This window comes from Pontibacter sp. Tf4, assembly GCF_014212495.1.
Classification (GTDB): domain Bacteria; phylum Bacteroidota; class Bacteroidia; order Cytophagales; family Hymenobacteraceae; genus Pontibacter.
This window is the reverse complement of sequence record NZ_JACKZC010000007.1, coordinates 143,269-158,583: the sequence shown is the minus strand read 5'-3', so window position 1 is coordinate 158,583 and position 15,315 is coordinate 143,269. Positions and strand designations below refer to the sequence as shown.

Here is a 15,315-nt window from a genome sequence, read left to right as displayed (position 1 = left end):
ATTTGGTAGCGCGCTCTAAATCTACATATTTTTTAGTTAAATGCAACAGCGTACCTGCCTTGTTTAATGGTAAACGGTTGATATTAAGAAGTGTAGTAGTGTATTAGCGCCTAACTATAATTAGGAATGTTCAATAAAGTGTTTCTAAAAATCAAAATTCTTACGAACTTCGCATCTTGCAATAATTACTTATGATCAAAAACGACCCAATCGGAGCGGCGATACAGGATTACCTGAAAGGCAAAAAGAACGGAACAATTACGGTGGCCTGCAACATAGCTGAAGACGATGTGATACCTGTTGATTACCTGTTCAGGCAGGAAGAAGAAATGCCTGAACTGGAAACAATAGCCCTGCAGGAGTGTCGTGGGCATGTGCTGGATGTGGGGGCCGGTGCCGGTTGCCATAGTTTACTGCTACAGGAACGCGGCCTGCCTGTTACGGCCATCGATATATCGGAGGGCGCTGTGGCTGCCATGCAGCAGCGTGGGGTCGAAAACGTGCTGCTGGCTGATGTACATACCCTGAAAGATCAGAAATATGATACACTACTGATGCTGATGAACGGCATTGGGATAGTGGGCGACCTGTTCGGACTTTACAAGTTCCTGGTACACACTAAAACGATCCTGAACCCGGGCGGCCAGATTCTGCTGGAGTCGTCGGATATCCTGTACATGTACGAGCAGGAAGACGGCTCTGTGCTGCTGGACCTGAACGCTGGGTACTATGGCGAAGTGGAGTACAACATGAAGTACAAAACCCACGAGAGCGGCAAATTTAAGTGGCTGTTTATAGATGCCGGCCTACTGGAGCAATACGCCGAAGAACACGGCTATAGTTTTGAAGTGCTCTACGAAGGCGAAAATGGAAATTACCTGGCCAAGCTGGTGTTGTTAGGGTAGGGGTTAACTATAGTTTAAAGGGCTCACAAGTGGCAAAAAGCTTTTCTATTTTTAAACCAGCTACCTTTTACTGGACTAATACCTACATGAGCTATGCTTTTATAGTAGCTGTTATTTGTTTGGTACTTGTTCTGAAGTTTGTATTTCTTATTCCGGGAACAGATCCGGTGCTCCAGGCCTTAGCGTTTGCTATTCTTCTACCATACATTTATTTTATTGGTAAAAGTGTATTAGTAACAAATAAATTCAGACCACTTAAAGGAAAGCTACAAGGAGTTATAGTATTTGAAAAGGACGCGATTATGATAGCAGATCAGCAATTTGCTTTATCTGAGATAAGTAAGATAGAGATTGAAGCTGGAGACTGGCTTGGCCTTGAAAAATGGGATAGAGGACTTGATAATTACTTTGAGAACACCTTGTCAAGGGGAGTTGATAATAAGTTGAAGCTGATTTTAAGCAATGGCACAACTATAAAAACCAAATTCCTGCAGCTAAGCGCTTGCGAGTTCAGAGAGATTGAAGATATTATTCTTCACTACTACTTGAACGATAAAATAAGCTACCTCCAAACAGTTGATATTCTGTGTCTTTCAAAACAGGAGGAATGGAATCGTTTAAAAGCGTTGAAATCAATGTAAATTAATCTCTGCCCTCGCTCGCGTCCCGCGAGTGTGAGCTACACACGGCCTCTGGCCGCTTGAATGCTTAGATAAGCCGCAAGTTTAGTGTCAGCACAACTTGTGGCCGTAAATGGGGCCAGTTTGTAACTGGCGAAACTATAGTTCCCTTTAGCTGTTCCGGACATCCTTGTCCGGAACTATCTCTGATGCGGATTTCCTAATCCGCGTATACAGGAACAGGGGGATTAGGAAATCCCCCGCTGAAGGCTTTCGAACTAAGAAGTCCAAAAGAGCAAAATTTGTAATCGGCGTGTTCACAAACTATAGTTTACCTTCACAAAAGTTCCCACAACCTGCTGTTCTGGATTTGCAATCCGGAACTACCTTACCCCGCGGATTTGTAATCCGCTTTCCTGCCAGTAGCTAATGCCTCTGTAAAGCGGATTACAAATCCGCAGCAACTATACTTTCGAATTGCAAATCCGAAAGAGCAGAGTGGGGAGCAAAGAGGATGAAGGCAACTATAGCACCATCTCAACACATCAACAAACTATAATTCTCCGTACCTATAGCTGGTTTTGGCCAAACTACAGTTGTTGCAACTATAGCTATAAGTAAATGAACAAACGAGTTGCCTCTACGTGGCAGATCACCAAACAGACCTTTAAAGAGTTTGTAGACGACAATCCGCTGGATTATGCGGCCATTATTGGATTTTACACCATCTTCTCGCTGCCGGCGGTGCTGATCATTACCATTCGTATTGCCGGGGCAGTGTTCGGGCAGGAAGCCGTGAAAGGGGAAGTCGTGAACCAGTTGGGCGGCATTGTGGGACGCAGCAGTGCCGAACAGTTCCAGAGCATTATCGAGAACGCCGCTATTTCAGATGCCAGTACCATCGGAACTATAGTTGGGGTAGCCACCATGATCTTTTCGGCCACTACTGTTTTCGTAGCCCTCCAGGATTCACTGAATGCCATGTGGGAAGTAAAGGCCAAGATTGAAAAAGGCTGGCTGAAACTGCTGATAGGGCGGGTACTGTCGCTGGCCATGGTTATCAGTATGGGCTTCCTGTTGCTGGTCTCTTTGTCTATTGATGTCGCGCTGGGGATCGTGTATGGTTTCCTGCGCCAGGCATTCTCAGGTGTTGCTATTTACCTTATAACAATTGGCAACATCCTGGTTTCCATCCTGATCAGTACGGTTATTTTTGCGGCTATTTACCGCGTGCTGCCTGATGCCAAAATTCGCTGGAAAAATGTATGGGTAGGGGCATTTGTGACGGCTATCCTGTTTGTGTTGGGCAAATACGTTCTCAACATTTACTTTCAGCACGACCCGCTGGCCGATACCTATGGCGCTGCCGGTTCATTGGTGCTGATACTGGTGTGGGTATACTATACGGCGGTTATTTTCCTGTTCGGGGCAGAGTTTACGCAGGTATACTCCAAAGCGCATGATAAAACGATAGAACCCGAAGACACCGCCGTAAAGGTTAAAAAAAAAGAAGTGGAGATTGATACCGACACCGGCAAAGTAGAAGTGAAGGAAAAAGAAAAAGGCGACTCGTTATAAGTCGCCTTCTCTTATTTAGGGTTTAAAGCAATTAAGCTTTTGTATACATTACTTGTTTTACGGCTTCAATAGTGCGCGCTACGTTTGGCAGCGATGCCTCGATAAGCGTTGGCGCATACGGAAGCGGAACGTCGCGGCAGGTAACACGTTTTACCGGAGCATCCATGTAATCGAACGCGTTGCTCTGGATGTGGTAAGCCAGTTCAGAAGAGATAGAGGCAAGTGGCCATGCTTCTTCCACTACCACCATGCGGTTTGTCTTTTTCACAGACTCAACCAATGTTTTATAGTCGATAGGGCGAACAGTGCGCAGATCGATAACCTCGGCGTTTACGCCATCTTTAGCTAATTCTTCGGCAGCAGCAAGCGCCACTTTCATCATCTTACCGAAAGAAACGATCGTTACGTCCGTACCTTCGCGCTTGATATCAGCCACACCGATCGGGATCAGGTATTCTTCTTCAGGCACTTCGCCTTTGTCGCCGTACATCTGCTCCGACTCCATAAAGATAACCGGGTCGTTATCGCGGATGGCAGACTTCATGAGGCCTTTTGCATCGTAAGGGTTAGATGGCACAACAACCTTCAGACCCGGCGTATTGGCATACCAGTTCTCGAAGTTCTGCGAGTGCTGCGACGACAACATACCGGCGCTACCAGTTGGGCCACGGAATACGATCGGGCAACCATACTGGCCACCTGACATCGACATCATTTTAGCCGCAGAGTTGATCACCTGGTCAATAGCAACCAGCGAGAAGTTAAAGGTCATGAACTCGATGATCGGGCGCAGGCCGTTCATGGAAGCACCCACACCTATACCGGCAAAACCAAGCTCGGCGATCGGTGTATCAATTACTCGTTCCGGACCGAATTCGTCCAGCATGCCCTGGCTAACTTTGTAAGCACCATTGTATTCTGCTACTTCTTCACCCATCAGAAACACGCTCTTATCGCGGCGCATTTCTTCCGACATGGCTTCGCGCAGGGCTTCTCTAAACTGTATAGTACGCATATCAGATGTTATATTCTCGTTCAGCGGGTAAAATTAAGATAAACCTGCCAATTTACAAGGCATTTATATTGAGTTATGGCCGGAAAGCATCTTTATAAGCCTGCTCTGAGCGGTACGCATCAAATTCCTTATCTTCTATCGCCTTTAAGGTATAGTTGTTATCGGCTTTTATGCTTTGGCGCAGGTGTGTGGTCAGCATCGCCTCGTTTTTGGTGCGGGCCGCAATAATAGCTAAACTATAGTTGGCCAGCGCATCGTTTGGCTGTAGTTCCAGGGCTTTGTTATAAAACTCCCGGGCGCCTTCGTAGTTCTCTTTCAACAGGTAGCTCAGTCCCAGGTTCATCTGTGTCTGGTAGGTGTTACCGGCATATTTCAGGCTTTCAATGGCATCGTCAAACTGGCCAATCTCAATTTCCAAAGCAGCTTTGTCTGCAAAAATGCGTTTCAGCTCATCGGGATTGCCACCTAATTTAATGGCATAATCGTAGTACTGCAGGGCTTCCAGCTTATCGCCGCGCACATGGTAGGCGCTTGCCAAACTATAGTATACCGGGGCAGTAGGGTTCCGGAAACCGGCATAGGTTAAATTATGGATAGCTTTTGCCAGCAGGGCCTGTTTTGCTTTAGGGCGGTACTCTTTGCGGGCCATCTCTACATACACCTTGCCTAAATTATGGTAAGCCGGCCATTTGTTGGTGGTCTTTACAGCGGCCTCGTAGATCTGTTTCTTCTCGGCCAACAGTGGCGTAAGGGTAGCGGCATGCTGTAGTTCCTGTTCGGTCAGTACATCGGCCGGGGCCTTTTCTTCGGCAATCTGTTTGGCCAGCAGGTATAGTTCGTAATCGGCTTTCTGGTTGCGGTTATAGTTTATAGTTACACCACCGTAGCGCAGGCCCGGGTACACGTATAGTTGCAGGTATTCGTAAGCAGCGGTTTTATGCAGGGCTGCGTCTTTTTCTTTGTCTGATGTGTTGCTGTTAACTATAGTCAGTGCTTCCTGCACCTGTGCTTTGGGCAGGGCAGAGGCTTTTATCTTTTCTGTTACCTGCGCCCAGGTATCTTTAACCGGAAGCTTTTTAAGCGAGATCTTTTTGTTGTTATAGTTTAAAGCTTCTGCTTTACTAAGGTAATATTTCTCCAGGGCTTCGAGGCGCTTCTGGGCCATGCCTCCCGCTTCGTCCGGCGACTGTGAGGCTGTAACGGTTACTTCCTGTGTAGCAACGTTATCGGCAATGTACTGGTCGAGCACGCTGAGGTTAGAGCCCAGGTGGCTGCGCAGTTTGGCGTTGTCTTCTTCAAAATAAAAGGTAAGCTGGGCTGGCTGGTCTGCTTCTTTGGCGTAACTGTCCGGTATAAACAGAATCTCGTTGTTGCGCACCATCAGCAGGGGCGTGGTGTTCAGGCCGGTGGCAATGGCTTTGGGTTCGCTGTATTTTACATCGTCGGTTTCTTTTTTGATGGCCATGCCCTGCACATACAGTGTGCCTTTGTTCTTTTTAGGCGAATAAGGGAAAGAGAATTGTTTGGTTATAGTTGGCCAGCCGTTCTCATACAAAAACTCTCCGAACTCAAAATTTAGGGCGCCTACCTGCTCGCGCTGCTGCTCGCCGTATTCGTAGTACAGGTCCAGTTTGTAGCGGTAGCCATCCTTTACGATCTGGGGTGGCATGCTGGCTTTTACTTCAAACTCTACCAGCTGTCCGTTGGCTACCAGCGGGTTTGGCTGCACGGTTATGTGCTGTTTTTTTGCCAGGCGCGTCATTTTTTGCAGGGTACAACCACTGGCCAACAGCAGCAATAGCAGACTATAGATTACTGCCGTAGCGTAATTTTTTTTGTAACAGAGCATAGCTGGATATAAAGTTTGTTCGTAAAAGTACCTCAGGACCTGTTTTTGCCGTTACACCTATGTATTAAGGCCCGGCTATTTTGATGAAATTAGTAAATACCGTAATTTTATAGACTTAAAAGAATGCGCATGAAACGAATCCAGTACTTTATCGAATCCCAGGCCTTTGGCGTGTGTGCGATGCTGGGCGAAAAGCTTGGCATCGCCAGCAGCAGCATTCGCCTGTCTTTTATTTATGTTTCTTTCCTGACCATGGGCTCGCCGGTGATCATTTACCTGATGCTGGCCTTCTGGATGAACGTACAGAAAAGTCTTCGTCGCGAGCGTAGCACCGTCTGGGACCTATAGTTCCGGCACGGTTCGCTTTTGCCGCACAAAATATTCCCACACAATACTGCCTTTGTAAACGCCTGCCATACGGGCAAAATTGCCTTTAGGTTGCTGGGCTTTACGGCGTTTGCGCCAATAGCTGCTGTGGCGCAGTACATCGGCGTGGGCATCCAGCACGGCGCGTGCATCTGCTGTTTGTCCTGCCAGTAACATCCTGAAAGCTGCCAGCCAGTCCAGCAGTATGCGCAATACTATAGTTGGGATCAACTCCGATCCGGGTAAGTTCTTGTAAAGCAAGGCAAGCCCGTTCCTGAAATTCAGGTACGTTTTGCGCGGGTTGGATTTGTGCAGGGTGCCGCCGCCTACGTGGTATACCTGGCTGTGGCCATTATACATAATTTTGTAGCCTGCATTTTTGGCGCGCCAGCACAGGTCAATCTCTTCCATGTGCGCAAAAAAAGCAGGTTCCAGCCCGCCCAGCTGGTGGTATAGTTTGGCTCTTACAAACATACAGGCACCGGTCGCCCAGAAAATCTCCTGCACATCGTTATACTGCCCGCGGTCTTCTTCTATCGTTTCAAACAAACGGCCCCGGCAAAAAGGGTAACCCAATGTGTCGATCAAACCACCGGCAGCTCCGGCATGCTCTAAGAAGTCGGGGTGTTGCTGTGCGTTTATTTTGGGTTGCACCGCAGCTATAGTTTGGTCGGCATCCAGCATGGCAACTATAGGTTCTACCCACCCCGGCGTCACTTCCACATCCGAGTTCAGTAAGACATAGTAATCTGCCTCAATTTGTTGTAGCGCCAGGTTATAGCCTTCGCAAAAACCGTGGTTCTGGTCGTGCCGGATAATGCGTACCCCCGGAAAATGCTGCTCTACATAAACTATAGAATCATCCGAAGAAGCATTATCAGCCACTATAACCTCGCAGCCGGGGCTGTTGGCTAATACCGACGGTAGAAACTGTTGCAGGTAGCGTTGCCCGTTCCAGTTAAGAATAACAATAGCCGTGCGGCTGGTACTATAAGCCAAAGTTGCCGAGATCTAAACCAGGGATATTAGGCAGCAAGCCGTCCGTTTTCTTTTTCATTTCTTCCTGCGCACGTTCGGTGGCGGTCAGCATGGCATTGTTCACAGCAGCTACAACCAAGTCGTTCACCATTTCGCGGTCGTTCACGTTCAGGATCGATTCGTCTATCTCAATCTTCAGGAGCTTGCGCTGGCCGTTTACGGTAGCTTTTACCAGTCCGGCGCCAGCCTCGGCAGTAACGGTTATGTGCTGTAAATTTTCCTGTGCTTCTTTCAGTTTGGCCTGGACTTCTCTCATTTTGCCCATCATGCCCATCATATCAAACATAGTCGTGTGCTTTTTGTAGTAAAAATGTCGCGTTCAGGGTATAACGCAACTGCACCTCAAATATACAAGCATAATCTCAGATTGCAGAAAAAGTAGCAACATAACTTGGCATTGTATAATACCTTACTGGTTATCTTCTTATACCTGTTTTAAACTATAATTCACCAATATAGCAAGTGGCTATACTTGTTTTCCTGTAAATATAGCTTATGTCTCGATATAAAATTATAATTTTTATAGTATAAAGTATATACAGGCTATAAAATCTTTTCTGCACCCTTTCTCGCTCGGCAACTTGCATAGTTGCGTATTTGGCCACTGATTTTTAGTGAAATTCAAAAGCTTAGATAAGCACCTACTTTTACTTACCAGTTATGAAAACTTCTTTACCATCTATTAAGAACAGCACGTGGTTACGGGTGTTGTTACTGTTAGTTCTCCTGCTTTTTATTATTAAAACCGTATCTGCTCAGCAGGTGAAGGAAGAATGGGTGCGGTACTTTGATGGAGCCGTTGGCACTCCTTTAGATTTTGTAAGTGCAAATGCTGTTATGGATGCTGCCGGTAACTCATTTATAGCCCGTGTAGTAGATAACCGCACCGAAGACGTACGCATTGAGGTAAGTAAATTTTCGGTTACTGGTGAACAGGTGTGGGTTTCGTCAGCTCTTAGCGGCGCTTTTTACGAAGTTCTCGAATTGAGCGAAATAACTCTTGATGCTAACGGCGATGTATATCTGGTTGGATCAATAGACCCTATACAGGATGCGCGAGGTGATGTTTTTGTGGCTAAAATTGACGGAACTACCGGCGAAAGAAAGTGGTTCAGCACCTTAAGCCCTTATGCTGGCGAGCGCGGTCTGCAAATTGCTGTAGATAATAATGGCGGCGTTTACACTATAGGCAGGGCATCTGTTATCAGAATTCACTTTCTGTCAAGGTTTGATGCAGCTACCGGAGAGCACTCCTGGACAAGAGATATCAACTGGCCTGAAGAAGGAGCTGCCACGCCGTTACTGGTAACTGTATTCGATCTGAAAGCCGATGCTGCGGGCAACGCCTACCTTACCGGCACAATACCCCATACAAACGGAGAAACAGACATTGTTACCTTTAAATACAATACAGCCGGTGAGCAGGTATGGCGTAACATCCACGCAACGCCGCAATCCGAAACTATAAATGGCTTTGCCATAGATGCTACCGGGGTGTACATCTCAGCCACAAATACCGAAGGCGAGTTTATAGTTGCCTATGCCGCTGACGATGGCGCTGAACGATGGAACATTACGCCGCAATACAACGGCACTGACCTGACAGGAATTGTTCAGTTTACATCAGATAACGCCGGAGGTTTGCTGGTAGCAGGTAACCTGGACCAACAGGCGCACATCCTGCGCTTTACCTCTGCAGGTGAATTGAGTTGGGCGTTGCCTGTTAATAGCTCTGTGCTCCGGTTACAGGTCAGCAATTTGGGTAGCGTCTATGCTTTGGTGTCGTTCCCGACCAGCGCTTTGCTTAAAATAGATCCGCAAAGTGGGCAGGTACTATGGAGTAGCCAGGATATTTTTGATTTTCTTGTATTGCAGGAGCTATCTAACGGAACCCTTGTGCTGTCCGGAAGGAATAGCATTACACACCTGCGGGCTTCGGATGGTACTTTACTGCAAACTTACCCTCGCACAAGCCTTACACCGGCAAACGATACGGTTGCAGGCCTTGAAACTGACGCTAATAACAATGTGCTGGTAGCCGGTGCAAGCGTTTCGGGCAGCAGCGACCCGAGAGAGGGAGATGGATTTTTGGTAATATATGCTCCAGACGGAAATGAGCTTTGGCGGGTACACGAACTGGATATCCGGTTTACCCACCTGGTTATAGACGCTGGCGGAGATGCCTATGTGCTGGGAGTAAGGGTAGGTAGTGATAACAGGGATGACCTGCATGTAATAAAGTACAGCGGTTCTGATGGTTCCAGACTATGGACTTATGTCATCAGCAGCGGTTACAACAGGGGCACTGGTGTTAAAGTAGATAACCAGGGCAGTGTGTTTGTAAGCGGCACTCGGGCAAATCCTGGTATACCCAGCGGAACGTTATACTTTCTTTATAAACTAAACGCAACGGAGGGCACTTACCTTTGGGCCCGAAGTTTCTCAAGCCCGACTACCCCTTCCATTTCAGAATTGAGCAGTTTCAGTGAATTTGAGTTAGATGCGGCCGGGGATGTGTACGTTTCTGGCGACTCCGGAAATGTAACTGCCACCCGCAACATCACCATCCTGAAGCTATCCGGCGAAACCGGCAGCCGCATCTGGACACAGCACTACGATGGCGGTGCTGCAGACCATGTAAATGGCATGGAAGTAAATGCTACCGGTGAAGTTTTTATAGTTGGTACAAGCAACCAGAACCTGCATGACTCTACCGCTTTTCTGTTGAAATACGATGCAGCCACCGGGGAGCAGATCGACTTCCGACAGTTAGAAATAGATGGACAATTGCTGTTATATGTATCCGATTTACGGTTAGATCCTACGGGTAGTATTAACATGCACGGCATCACGGCAACCGGACCGGTTCTCTTAAAATATAGTTCAGCTGACCTGTCTTTGACCTGGCATGCAGCTATTGAGTATGAGCCATCTGAATTAAGGGTTGACGACACGGGTAATGTGTATACCACCCACGAAGTGAACGGAGACATTATCACCACAAAATATGCCGCCGCCGATGGTGCCAAACTATGGGAAGTAACAACAGACGCCGATACCGCTCCAAACGTTGCCCGGTTAGTATTGGACAGCGCCGCGAACGTGATAGTAGCAGGAGAAATCATGAACCAGACACGGGACGTGGTGATAGCCAAATACAGCCAGGAAGATGCCTGCAATGTGCCGGTGCAGGTAACGCTGAGTTTGCCGCCGCACAGCGTGAAAGTAAACGAACAGGTGCGCACCACGGCAGATTTCGGGGAACTTACACTGGTAGAGGATACCGGTGTGCGCTGGAGCTGGGGCGATGGCAGCGAGCCTTCGGTTTCTTACACCGCTTTTGGCACTTCGCGCATAACCGGGGAGCACCGCTACAGCCAGGCCGGCATTTACCGCGTGGGCCTGAACTACGAGGAAAGCTGCCTTCGCCCGCTCAACAACGACTACGAAGAATGGATCGCTGTTTATGACCCTTCGGCTGGCTTTGTAACCGGGGCTGGCTGGTACAACTCGCCGGCAGGTAACTATGAGCTGATGCAGCAGCAGCGGCAGGTACAGTTCGCGTTCAGCATCCGCTATCAAAACAAAAATGCAGATGAGCCTCAGGGCAGCCTGTTGCTGCACCTGGGCAACCGGCAGCTGTTCATGGCCCGCAAGCTGGACTGGCTGGTCGTTAGCGGCGACAGGGCCGTGTTTAAAGGCGAAGGTACCCTGCAGGGCCGTGGCCGGTATGGCTTTTTGGTTTCGGTGCAGGATGCGGGTGGCAACCGAGCCAACGACCGGGATGATCAGATACGAGTGCGTATCTGGAACCTGGAAGATGGCAACAACATTGTGTATGATAATTTTGAGCAGGCCGGCGACATCTACGACATGAGCACAGGGCTGCAACCCATTGAGCGCGGACAGATCATCATTCACCGCCGCAACCAGCTGGCCAAAGCCACACGATCTGACGAACTACAGACACAGCTCTACAATTACCCCAACACCTTTACCGACAAGACCACCATTACCTTCAGCACCAGACAAACCGGGCAGTACGTGCTGGAAGTGTATGATCTGCGCGGCAAGCTGGTAAAACGCCTGGGTGTGGGAACAGCGCAGGCCGGGCAGAACTATAGTTTTGAGCTGGATGGCACGGCCCTGCCCAAAGGCCTTTATGTTGCCCGGCTGGTCAGCGACTCGGGTACGCAAACTATAAAAATGCTGTTAGAGAAGTAAAATGGATAGTTGAATGAGAACAGGAGCCCAGACAGGTTCCTGTTTTCTTTTTAGCGCAGCAGCGTAACCGTGCCGGTGCGCCTTTTAGTAGTGCCATCCTGTAAGGTAACGGTTACCTCGTAGGCATAACTGCCGGCCGGTTGGGCTTTCCCGTTGTAGGTGCCGTCCCAGCCCTGCGCTCGATCGGCTGACGTATACACTACCTGGCCTGCACCATTCAGCACCCGTAGAGCAAAACGCTCGAAACGCTTTCCTTTTACCTCAAACACATCATTCAGGCCATCACCGTTTGGGGTAAAGCCGCTTGGTATAAAAAGGACCAGTTCGAGTTTTATAGTTTCGTTGTTGGAGTAGGTCACTTCGCCGGTGGCAGAAGTAGCTTTAATGCGGTACCGGAAAACCTGTTCCTGTTCGTTGGCCAGTTGCTCGGTGTGGCGGTTGCCCTGCACGGTTTTGCTGCTGATTACATTGCCGCTTTCATCCAGTAACTCTAAACTATAGTTGGTTACACCACCAGAAAAACCGCTATAGTTGGTCCAGGTAAGCAGCACAGTCTCGTCCGGGTTTTGTTTTACGGTAAGTACTACAGGGCAGGCGGATGTGCTTGGCGCCGAGGTAAGGTTGCAGGCATTGGTAAAAGTAGCCCGGTAACAAACCGGTGCTATCGTAGTGAGTTTGTCGGTCAGGGTAAGGTCCGGGGTGGTAGCCAGGTTCTTGTAAGGGGTTCCGTTCAGGCTGCGGTCGTAGGTGATGGATTGGGCAGCATCGCCGGGTGGCAGTCGCAGGCTTAATTCGATCTCGTTCTGCAGGTTAAAGCTGGCCAGCAGGTCAGGGGCCGGTGGCGGAGTGGTAGAAGTGACCGAAACGCAGGGCTGCGCCGACACAGATACGGATTTACCGTCTGCGGATCTGCCTCTTAGCTCGTAGCAATATTGCTGCCCGCAGCGCACGTTGGCATCGGTATACGCGGTGGTTGCGCCCGGAAAACTTTGCTGCAGTACGCCGTTCCGGTACACATCAAACTGCTGAAAAGTGCCGGCTATAGTTTGCCAGTTTACAGTAGCCCGTTCGTTACCGCCATCAGCAACTATAGGTATTGTGGTGATAATATTGGAGGCAGGTAGATTTTGATTGCAGGCATCGGTACCGGTTATCCGGAACTGCTGCGGCACACTGGTGTTCAGCTTATCTATAGTTATGGAAGTGGAAGGAACGCTAACCGGCCTTACAGGCTGAAAAGTGCCGCCAATCCGCTGCTCTAAGGTGTACTGATAACCCTGAACCAGTCCTTCAATTGTTAGTTTTGCTTCGCCGGTAGCGGCATCCTGCCGAAGTACCTGTACCTGGCTGATGGTGGGGGTGATGTAGGGTGAAAGTGGTGTTAAATAAATGGTTGTTCCTGCGGGGCAGCCGGGGTTGCCTTTCAGTTTTCCGCGTACAGTTATTGCTCTTCTGTCATTCGGGTCTGGGGCAGATGTAAAGGTATAAGGTTCCTGCTCACCGGTAGCAAACACTTCCACTTCATATTCATTGTCGTAGTCGATCAGGAATGAATCAAAACTGGACTCAGCAATATCGATCTTAACGGTGTTGTTGGCGCAGTAAGTGATCTCGAAGTGGGGTGGGCTGATATCTTTTACCTCGAAGGTGCGGGTGTAGTACCCTGTATTTCCGCAATTGGCTACGTTTGCCACCTGGGTTACGGTGTACGTGCGCGCCTCAGTAAATACATGCGATTTAATGCGATAATCGGTAAACTGCAGCCCGTCGCTGTCGTCAAAATCATAGTATTCCTCTTCGGGCTTTGCATTGCCGGTGCAGTCCCGGAAGAAGACTTCCTGCCCAACGCAAAATGTGGTTATTTCTACATTATTCGAATTGTAAGCCTTGAAGCACCTGCAGTCCTGCGCCTGTGCCTGCGCTGCCAGGCAGGTACAAAGTAGGAGCAGAAACAGGAGCAAACGCTTTTCCAAGGCAGGTAATGTTGTGTAAGTTACTTTACGAATTTACCTAAAAATATCTGAACCTTATCTAAGTTCTGACGGATTGTGAGCGTTGGCGGCTTCTCACATTTTAACACCGGTACAGCGTTATTTTGCAACTATAGCTTTGCGTTCTCCGCGCGGGCCTTTGCGTCCTCTGCGTTTAAAGTTAACCGCAAAGTACGCTAAGGTTTACGCTATGTGCGCAGAGGTTTCAGGAGGACAAATTTCTCCTGCCCAATCCTAAGACAGACTATAGTTTCTCAGGAAAGCAATGCTCTTCATAATATCGTCGTGTAGCACGCGATCTGTAGAAACAAACGGCACTGTTTCACGGAAAGAACTATAAAGTCCTTCCAGAACTGGTGATGTCTTCAATGGTCTGCGAAAATCTATGGCCTGGGCGGCATGCATCAGTTCTATAGCCAACACGCGCTCTACGTTCTGTACTACCTGGTATAGTTTGGTCGAGGCGTTGGCACCCATGCTCACGTGGTCTTCCTGGCCGTTCGATGACGGAATAGTATCGATAGAAGCCGGCGTGCATAGTTGCTTGTTCTGGCTAACTATAGAGGCGGCCGTATACTGCGTGATCATAAAACCGGAATTCAAACCAGGTTCAGCCACCAGGAAGTCAGGTAAACCACGGTTGCCGGAAATTAAAAGGTAGCTGCGACGCTCCGATATACTGCCCAGTTCGGCCAGCGCAATAGCTGTAAAGTCTAGTGCCAGCGCCAGGGGCTGTCCATGGAAGTTACCACCCGATATGATCTCGTCTTCGTCAGGGAAGATGTTCGGGTTGTCGGTTACAGAATTTATCTCCGTCAGGAAAACGTCTTCGGCGTAGCGCAGCGCATCTTTACTGGCGCCATGCACCTGCGGAATGCAACGGAACGAATAGGGGTCCTGCACATGCACTTTGTGCTGAACTATAAGCTCGCTGTCTTCCAGTAAATTGCGGAATGTTTCAGCAGTCTGCAGCTGCCCTTTATGCGGACGGACCTTGTGTATCAGCTCATTAAAAGGCTCGATTCTTCCATCAAAACCATCTAAAGATAAGGCTCCAATTAAGTCAGCCTGGGCGGAAAGGCGGCGGGCCTGCAACAGGTTGTAAACGCCGTAAGCGCTCATAAACTGCGTGCCGTTCAGCAGGGCTAGTCCTTCTTTTGCTTTCAGGGCAATCGGTTCCCAACTGAACATCTCCAGCACATGGCGGCTTTCGAGTTTGTAGCCCTGGTAATGCACTTCACCTAATCCGATAAGCGGCAAACATAAGTGCGCTAAAGGGGCAAGGTCGCCGCTGGCACCCAGCGAGCCCTGCTGGTAAACTACAGGGTAAATATCGCGGTTATAAAAATCGATCAACCGTTTTACGGTTTGCAACTGCACACCACTATGCCCGTACGCCAACGACTGCACTTTTAACAGCAACATCAGCTTCACCACTTCCTGCGGTACTTCCTGCCCCGTGCCGCACGCATGCGACATCATCAGGTTGCGCTGTAACTGCTCCAGATCGTGGTTCGAGATCTTGTTTTTATACAGCGAGCCAAAGCCGGTGTTGATTCCGTAAATGCTGCGCTCGTTCTGTTTCATTTTGTCCTGCAGGTAGTCGTAGCACTTTTTTATGCGCTGCTCGGCATCGGCGGAGAGGGCTAAACTATAGTTGCCGGAAATGATCTCCTGGATGCGCTCCAGGCTCAGGTGCTCGCCGGAGATGTGGTGTACGTTGCTCATG

General features: G+C 48.9%; 11 protein-coding genes. 5 read left to right on the top strand and 6 right to left on the bottom strand.

The genetic code is table 11. The features are described from left to right. The first annotated feature begins 191 nt into the window (after positions 1 to 191). The 3 genes from H7F15_RS12925 to H7F15_RS12915 all read left to right on the top strand — a co-directional run bounded on the left by H7F15_RS12925 (position 192) and on the right by H7F15_RS12915 (position 3,103). Complete coding sequence (locus H7F15_RS12925; RefSeq protein WP_185197404.1) at positions 192 to 905, top strand: bifunctional 2-polyprenyl-6-hydroxyphenol methylase/3-demethylubiquinol 3-O-methyltransferase UbiG; 714 nt, start codon at positions 192 to 194, stop codon at positions 903 to 905. A gap of 86 nt (positions 906 to 991) precedes the next feature. Continuing rightward, positions 992 to 1,546 (top strand): hypothetical protein, encoded by a 555-nt coding sequence (locus H7F15_RS12920; RefSeq protein ID WP_185197403.1) that lies wholly within the window; start codon positions 992 to 994, stop codon positions 1,544 to 1,546. A gap of 600 nt (positions 1,547 to 2,146) precedes the next feature. Beyond that, positions 2,147 to 3,103: a YihY/virulence factor BrkB family protein gene (locus tag H7F15_RS12915; RefSeq protein WP_185197402.1), complete on the top strand. Its 957-nt coding sequence runs from the start codon at positions 2,147 to 2,149 to the stop codon at positions 3,101 to 3,103. Positions 3,104 to 3,134: 31 nt separating this feature from the next. Here H7F15_RS12915 and H7F15_RS12910 read toward each other — a convergent pair whose 3' ends face one another. Together H7F15_RS12910 and H7F15_RS12905 are read right to left on the bottom strand one after the other, a co-directional pair. Next, the gene (locus H7F15_RS12910) at positions 3,135 to 4,118 is read right to left on the bottom strand and encodes a pyruvate dehydrogenase complex E1 component subunit beta (RefSeq protein ID WP_185197401.1); all 984 of its coding nucleotides are present in this window, start codon (positions 4,116 to 4,118) and stop codon (positions 3,135 to 3,137) included. A 73-nt stretch (positions 4,119 to 4,191) separates the two neighbouring features. Beyond that, on the bottom strand, positions 4,192 to 5,967 hold the full coding sequence (locus tag H7F15_RS12905; RefSeq protein WP_185197400.1) for a tetratricopeptide repeat protein: 1,776 nt from the start codon (positions 5,965 to 5,967) through the stop codon (positions 4,192 to 4,194). A 129-nt stretch (positions 5,968 to 6,096) separates the two neighbouring features. On the opposite strand from H7F15_RS12905, the gene H7F15_RS12900 reads away from it, so the two are divergent. After that, positions 6,097 to 6,315, top strand: a complete 219-nt coding sequence (locus H7F15_RS12900) for a PspC domain-containing protein (RefSeq protein ID WP_185197399.1) — start codon at positions 6,097 to 6,099, stop codon at positions 6,313 to 6,315. Here the strand turns inward: H7F15_RS12900 and H7F15_RS12895 are convergent. Continuing rightward, positions 6,310 to 7,332: a glycosyltransferase family 2 protein gene (locus H7F15_RS12895; protein ID WP_185197398.1), complete on the bottom strand. Its 1,023-nt coding sequence runs from the start codon at positions 7,330 to 7,332 to the stop codon at positions 6,310 to 6,312. The genes H7F15_RS12900 and H7F15_RS12895 overlap by 6 nt on opposite strands. Continuing rightward, positions 7,322 to 7,657 carry a YbaB/EbfC family nucleoid-associated protein gene (locus tag H7F15_RS12890; protein WP_185197397.1) on the bottom strand — a complete coding sequence of 112 codons (336 nt, stop codon included), beginning with the start codon at positions 7,655 to 7,657 and terminating at the stop codon, positions 7,322 to 7,324. The genes H7F15_RS12895 and H7F15_RS12890 overlap by 11 nt, the downstream gene beginning before the upstream one ends. A gap of 374 nt (positions 7,658 to 8,031) precedes the next feature. On the opposite strand from H7F15_RS12890, the gene H7F15_RS12885 reads away from it, so the two are divergent. After that, positions 8,032 to 11,595, top strand: a complete 3,564-nt coding sequence (locus H7F15_RS12885) for a PQQ-binding-like beta-propeller repeat protein (RefSeq protein ID WP_185197396.1) — start codon at positions 8,032 to 8,034, stop codon at positions 11,593 to 11,595. Positions 11,596 to 11,645: 50 nt separating this feature from the next. Here the strand turns inward: H7F15_RS12885 and H7F15_RS12880 are convergent, their stop codons facing one another. Both H7F15_RS12880 and hutH read right to left on the bottom strand, forming a co-directional pair. Next, positions 11,646 to 13,568, bottom strand: a complete 1,923-nt coding sequence (locus tag H7F15_RS12880; RefSeq protein ID WP_185197395.1) for a gliding motility-associated C-terminal domain-containing protein — start codon at positions 13,566 to 13,568, stop codon at positions 11,646 to 11,648. 252 nt (positions 13,569 to 13,820) lie between these two features. Then, positions 13,821 to 15,314: a histidine ammonia-lyase gene (gene hutH / locus H7F15_RS12875; protein WP_185197394.1), complete on the bottom strand. Its 1,494-nt coding sequence runs from the start codon at positions 15,312 to 15,314 to the stop codon at positions 13,821 to 13,823. Position 15,315 lies beyond the last annotated feature (1 nt).

Coding starts and splice junctions, on each gene's coding strand:
- H7F15_RS12910 (WP_185197401.1), bottom strand. CDS start 4,118: ATGCGTACTATACAGTTTAGAGAAGCCCTGCGCGAAGCCATGTCGGAA.
- H7F15_RS12920 (WP_185197403.1), top strand. CDS start 992: ATGAGCTATGCTTTTATAGTAGCTGTTATTTGTTTGGTACTTGTTCTG.
- H7F15_RS12885 (WP_185197396.1), top strand. CDS start 8,032: ATGAAAACTTCTTTACCATCTATTAAGAACAGCACGTGGTTACGGGTG.
- H7F15_RS12905 (WP_185197400.1), bottom strand. CDS start 5,967: ATGCTCTGTTACAAAAAAAATTACGCTACGGCAGTAATCTATAGTCTG.
- hutH (WP_185197394.1), bottom strand. CDS start 15,314: ATGAGCAACGTACACCACATCTCCGGCGAGCACCTGAGCCTGGAGCGC.
- H7F15_RS12915 (WP_185197402.1), top strand. CDS start 2,147: ATGAACAAACGAGTTGCCTCTACGTGGCAGATCACCAAACAGACCTTT.
- H7F15_RS12925 (WP_185197404.1), top strand. CDS start 192: ATGATCAAAAACGACCCAATCGGAGCGGCGATACAGGATTACCTGAAA.
- H7F15_RS12890 (WP_185197397.1), bottom strand. CDS start 7,657: ATGTTTGATATGATGGGCATGATGGGCAAAATGAGAGAAGTCCAGGCC.
- H7F15_RS12900 (WP_185197399.1), top strand. CDS start 6,097: ATGAAACGAATCCAGTACTTTATCGAATCCCAGGCCTTTGGCGTGTGT.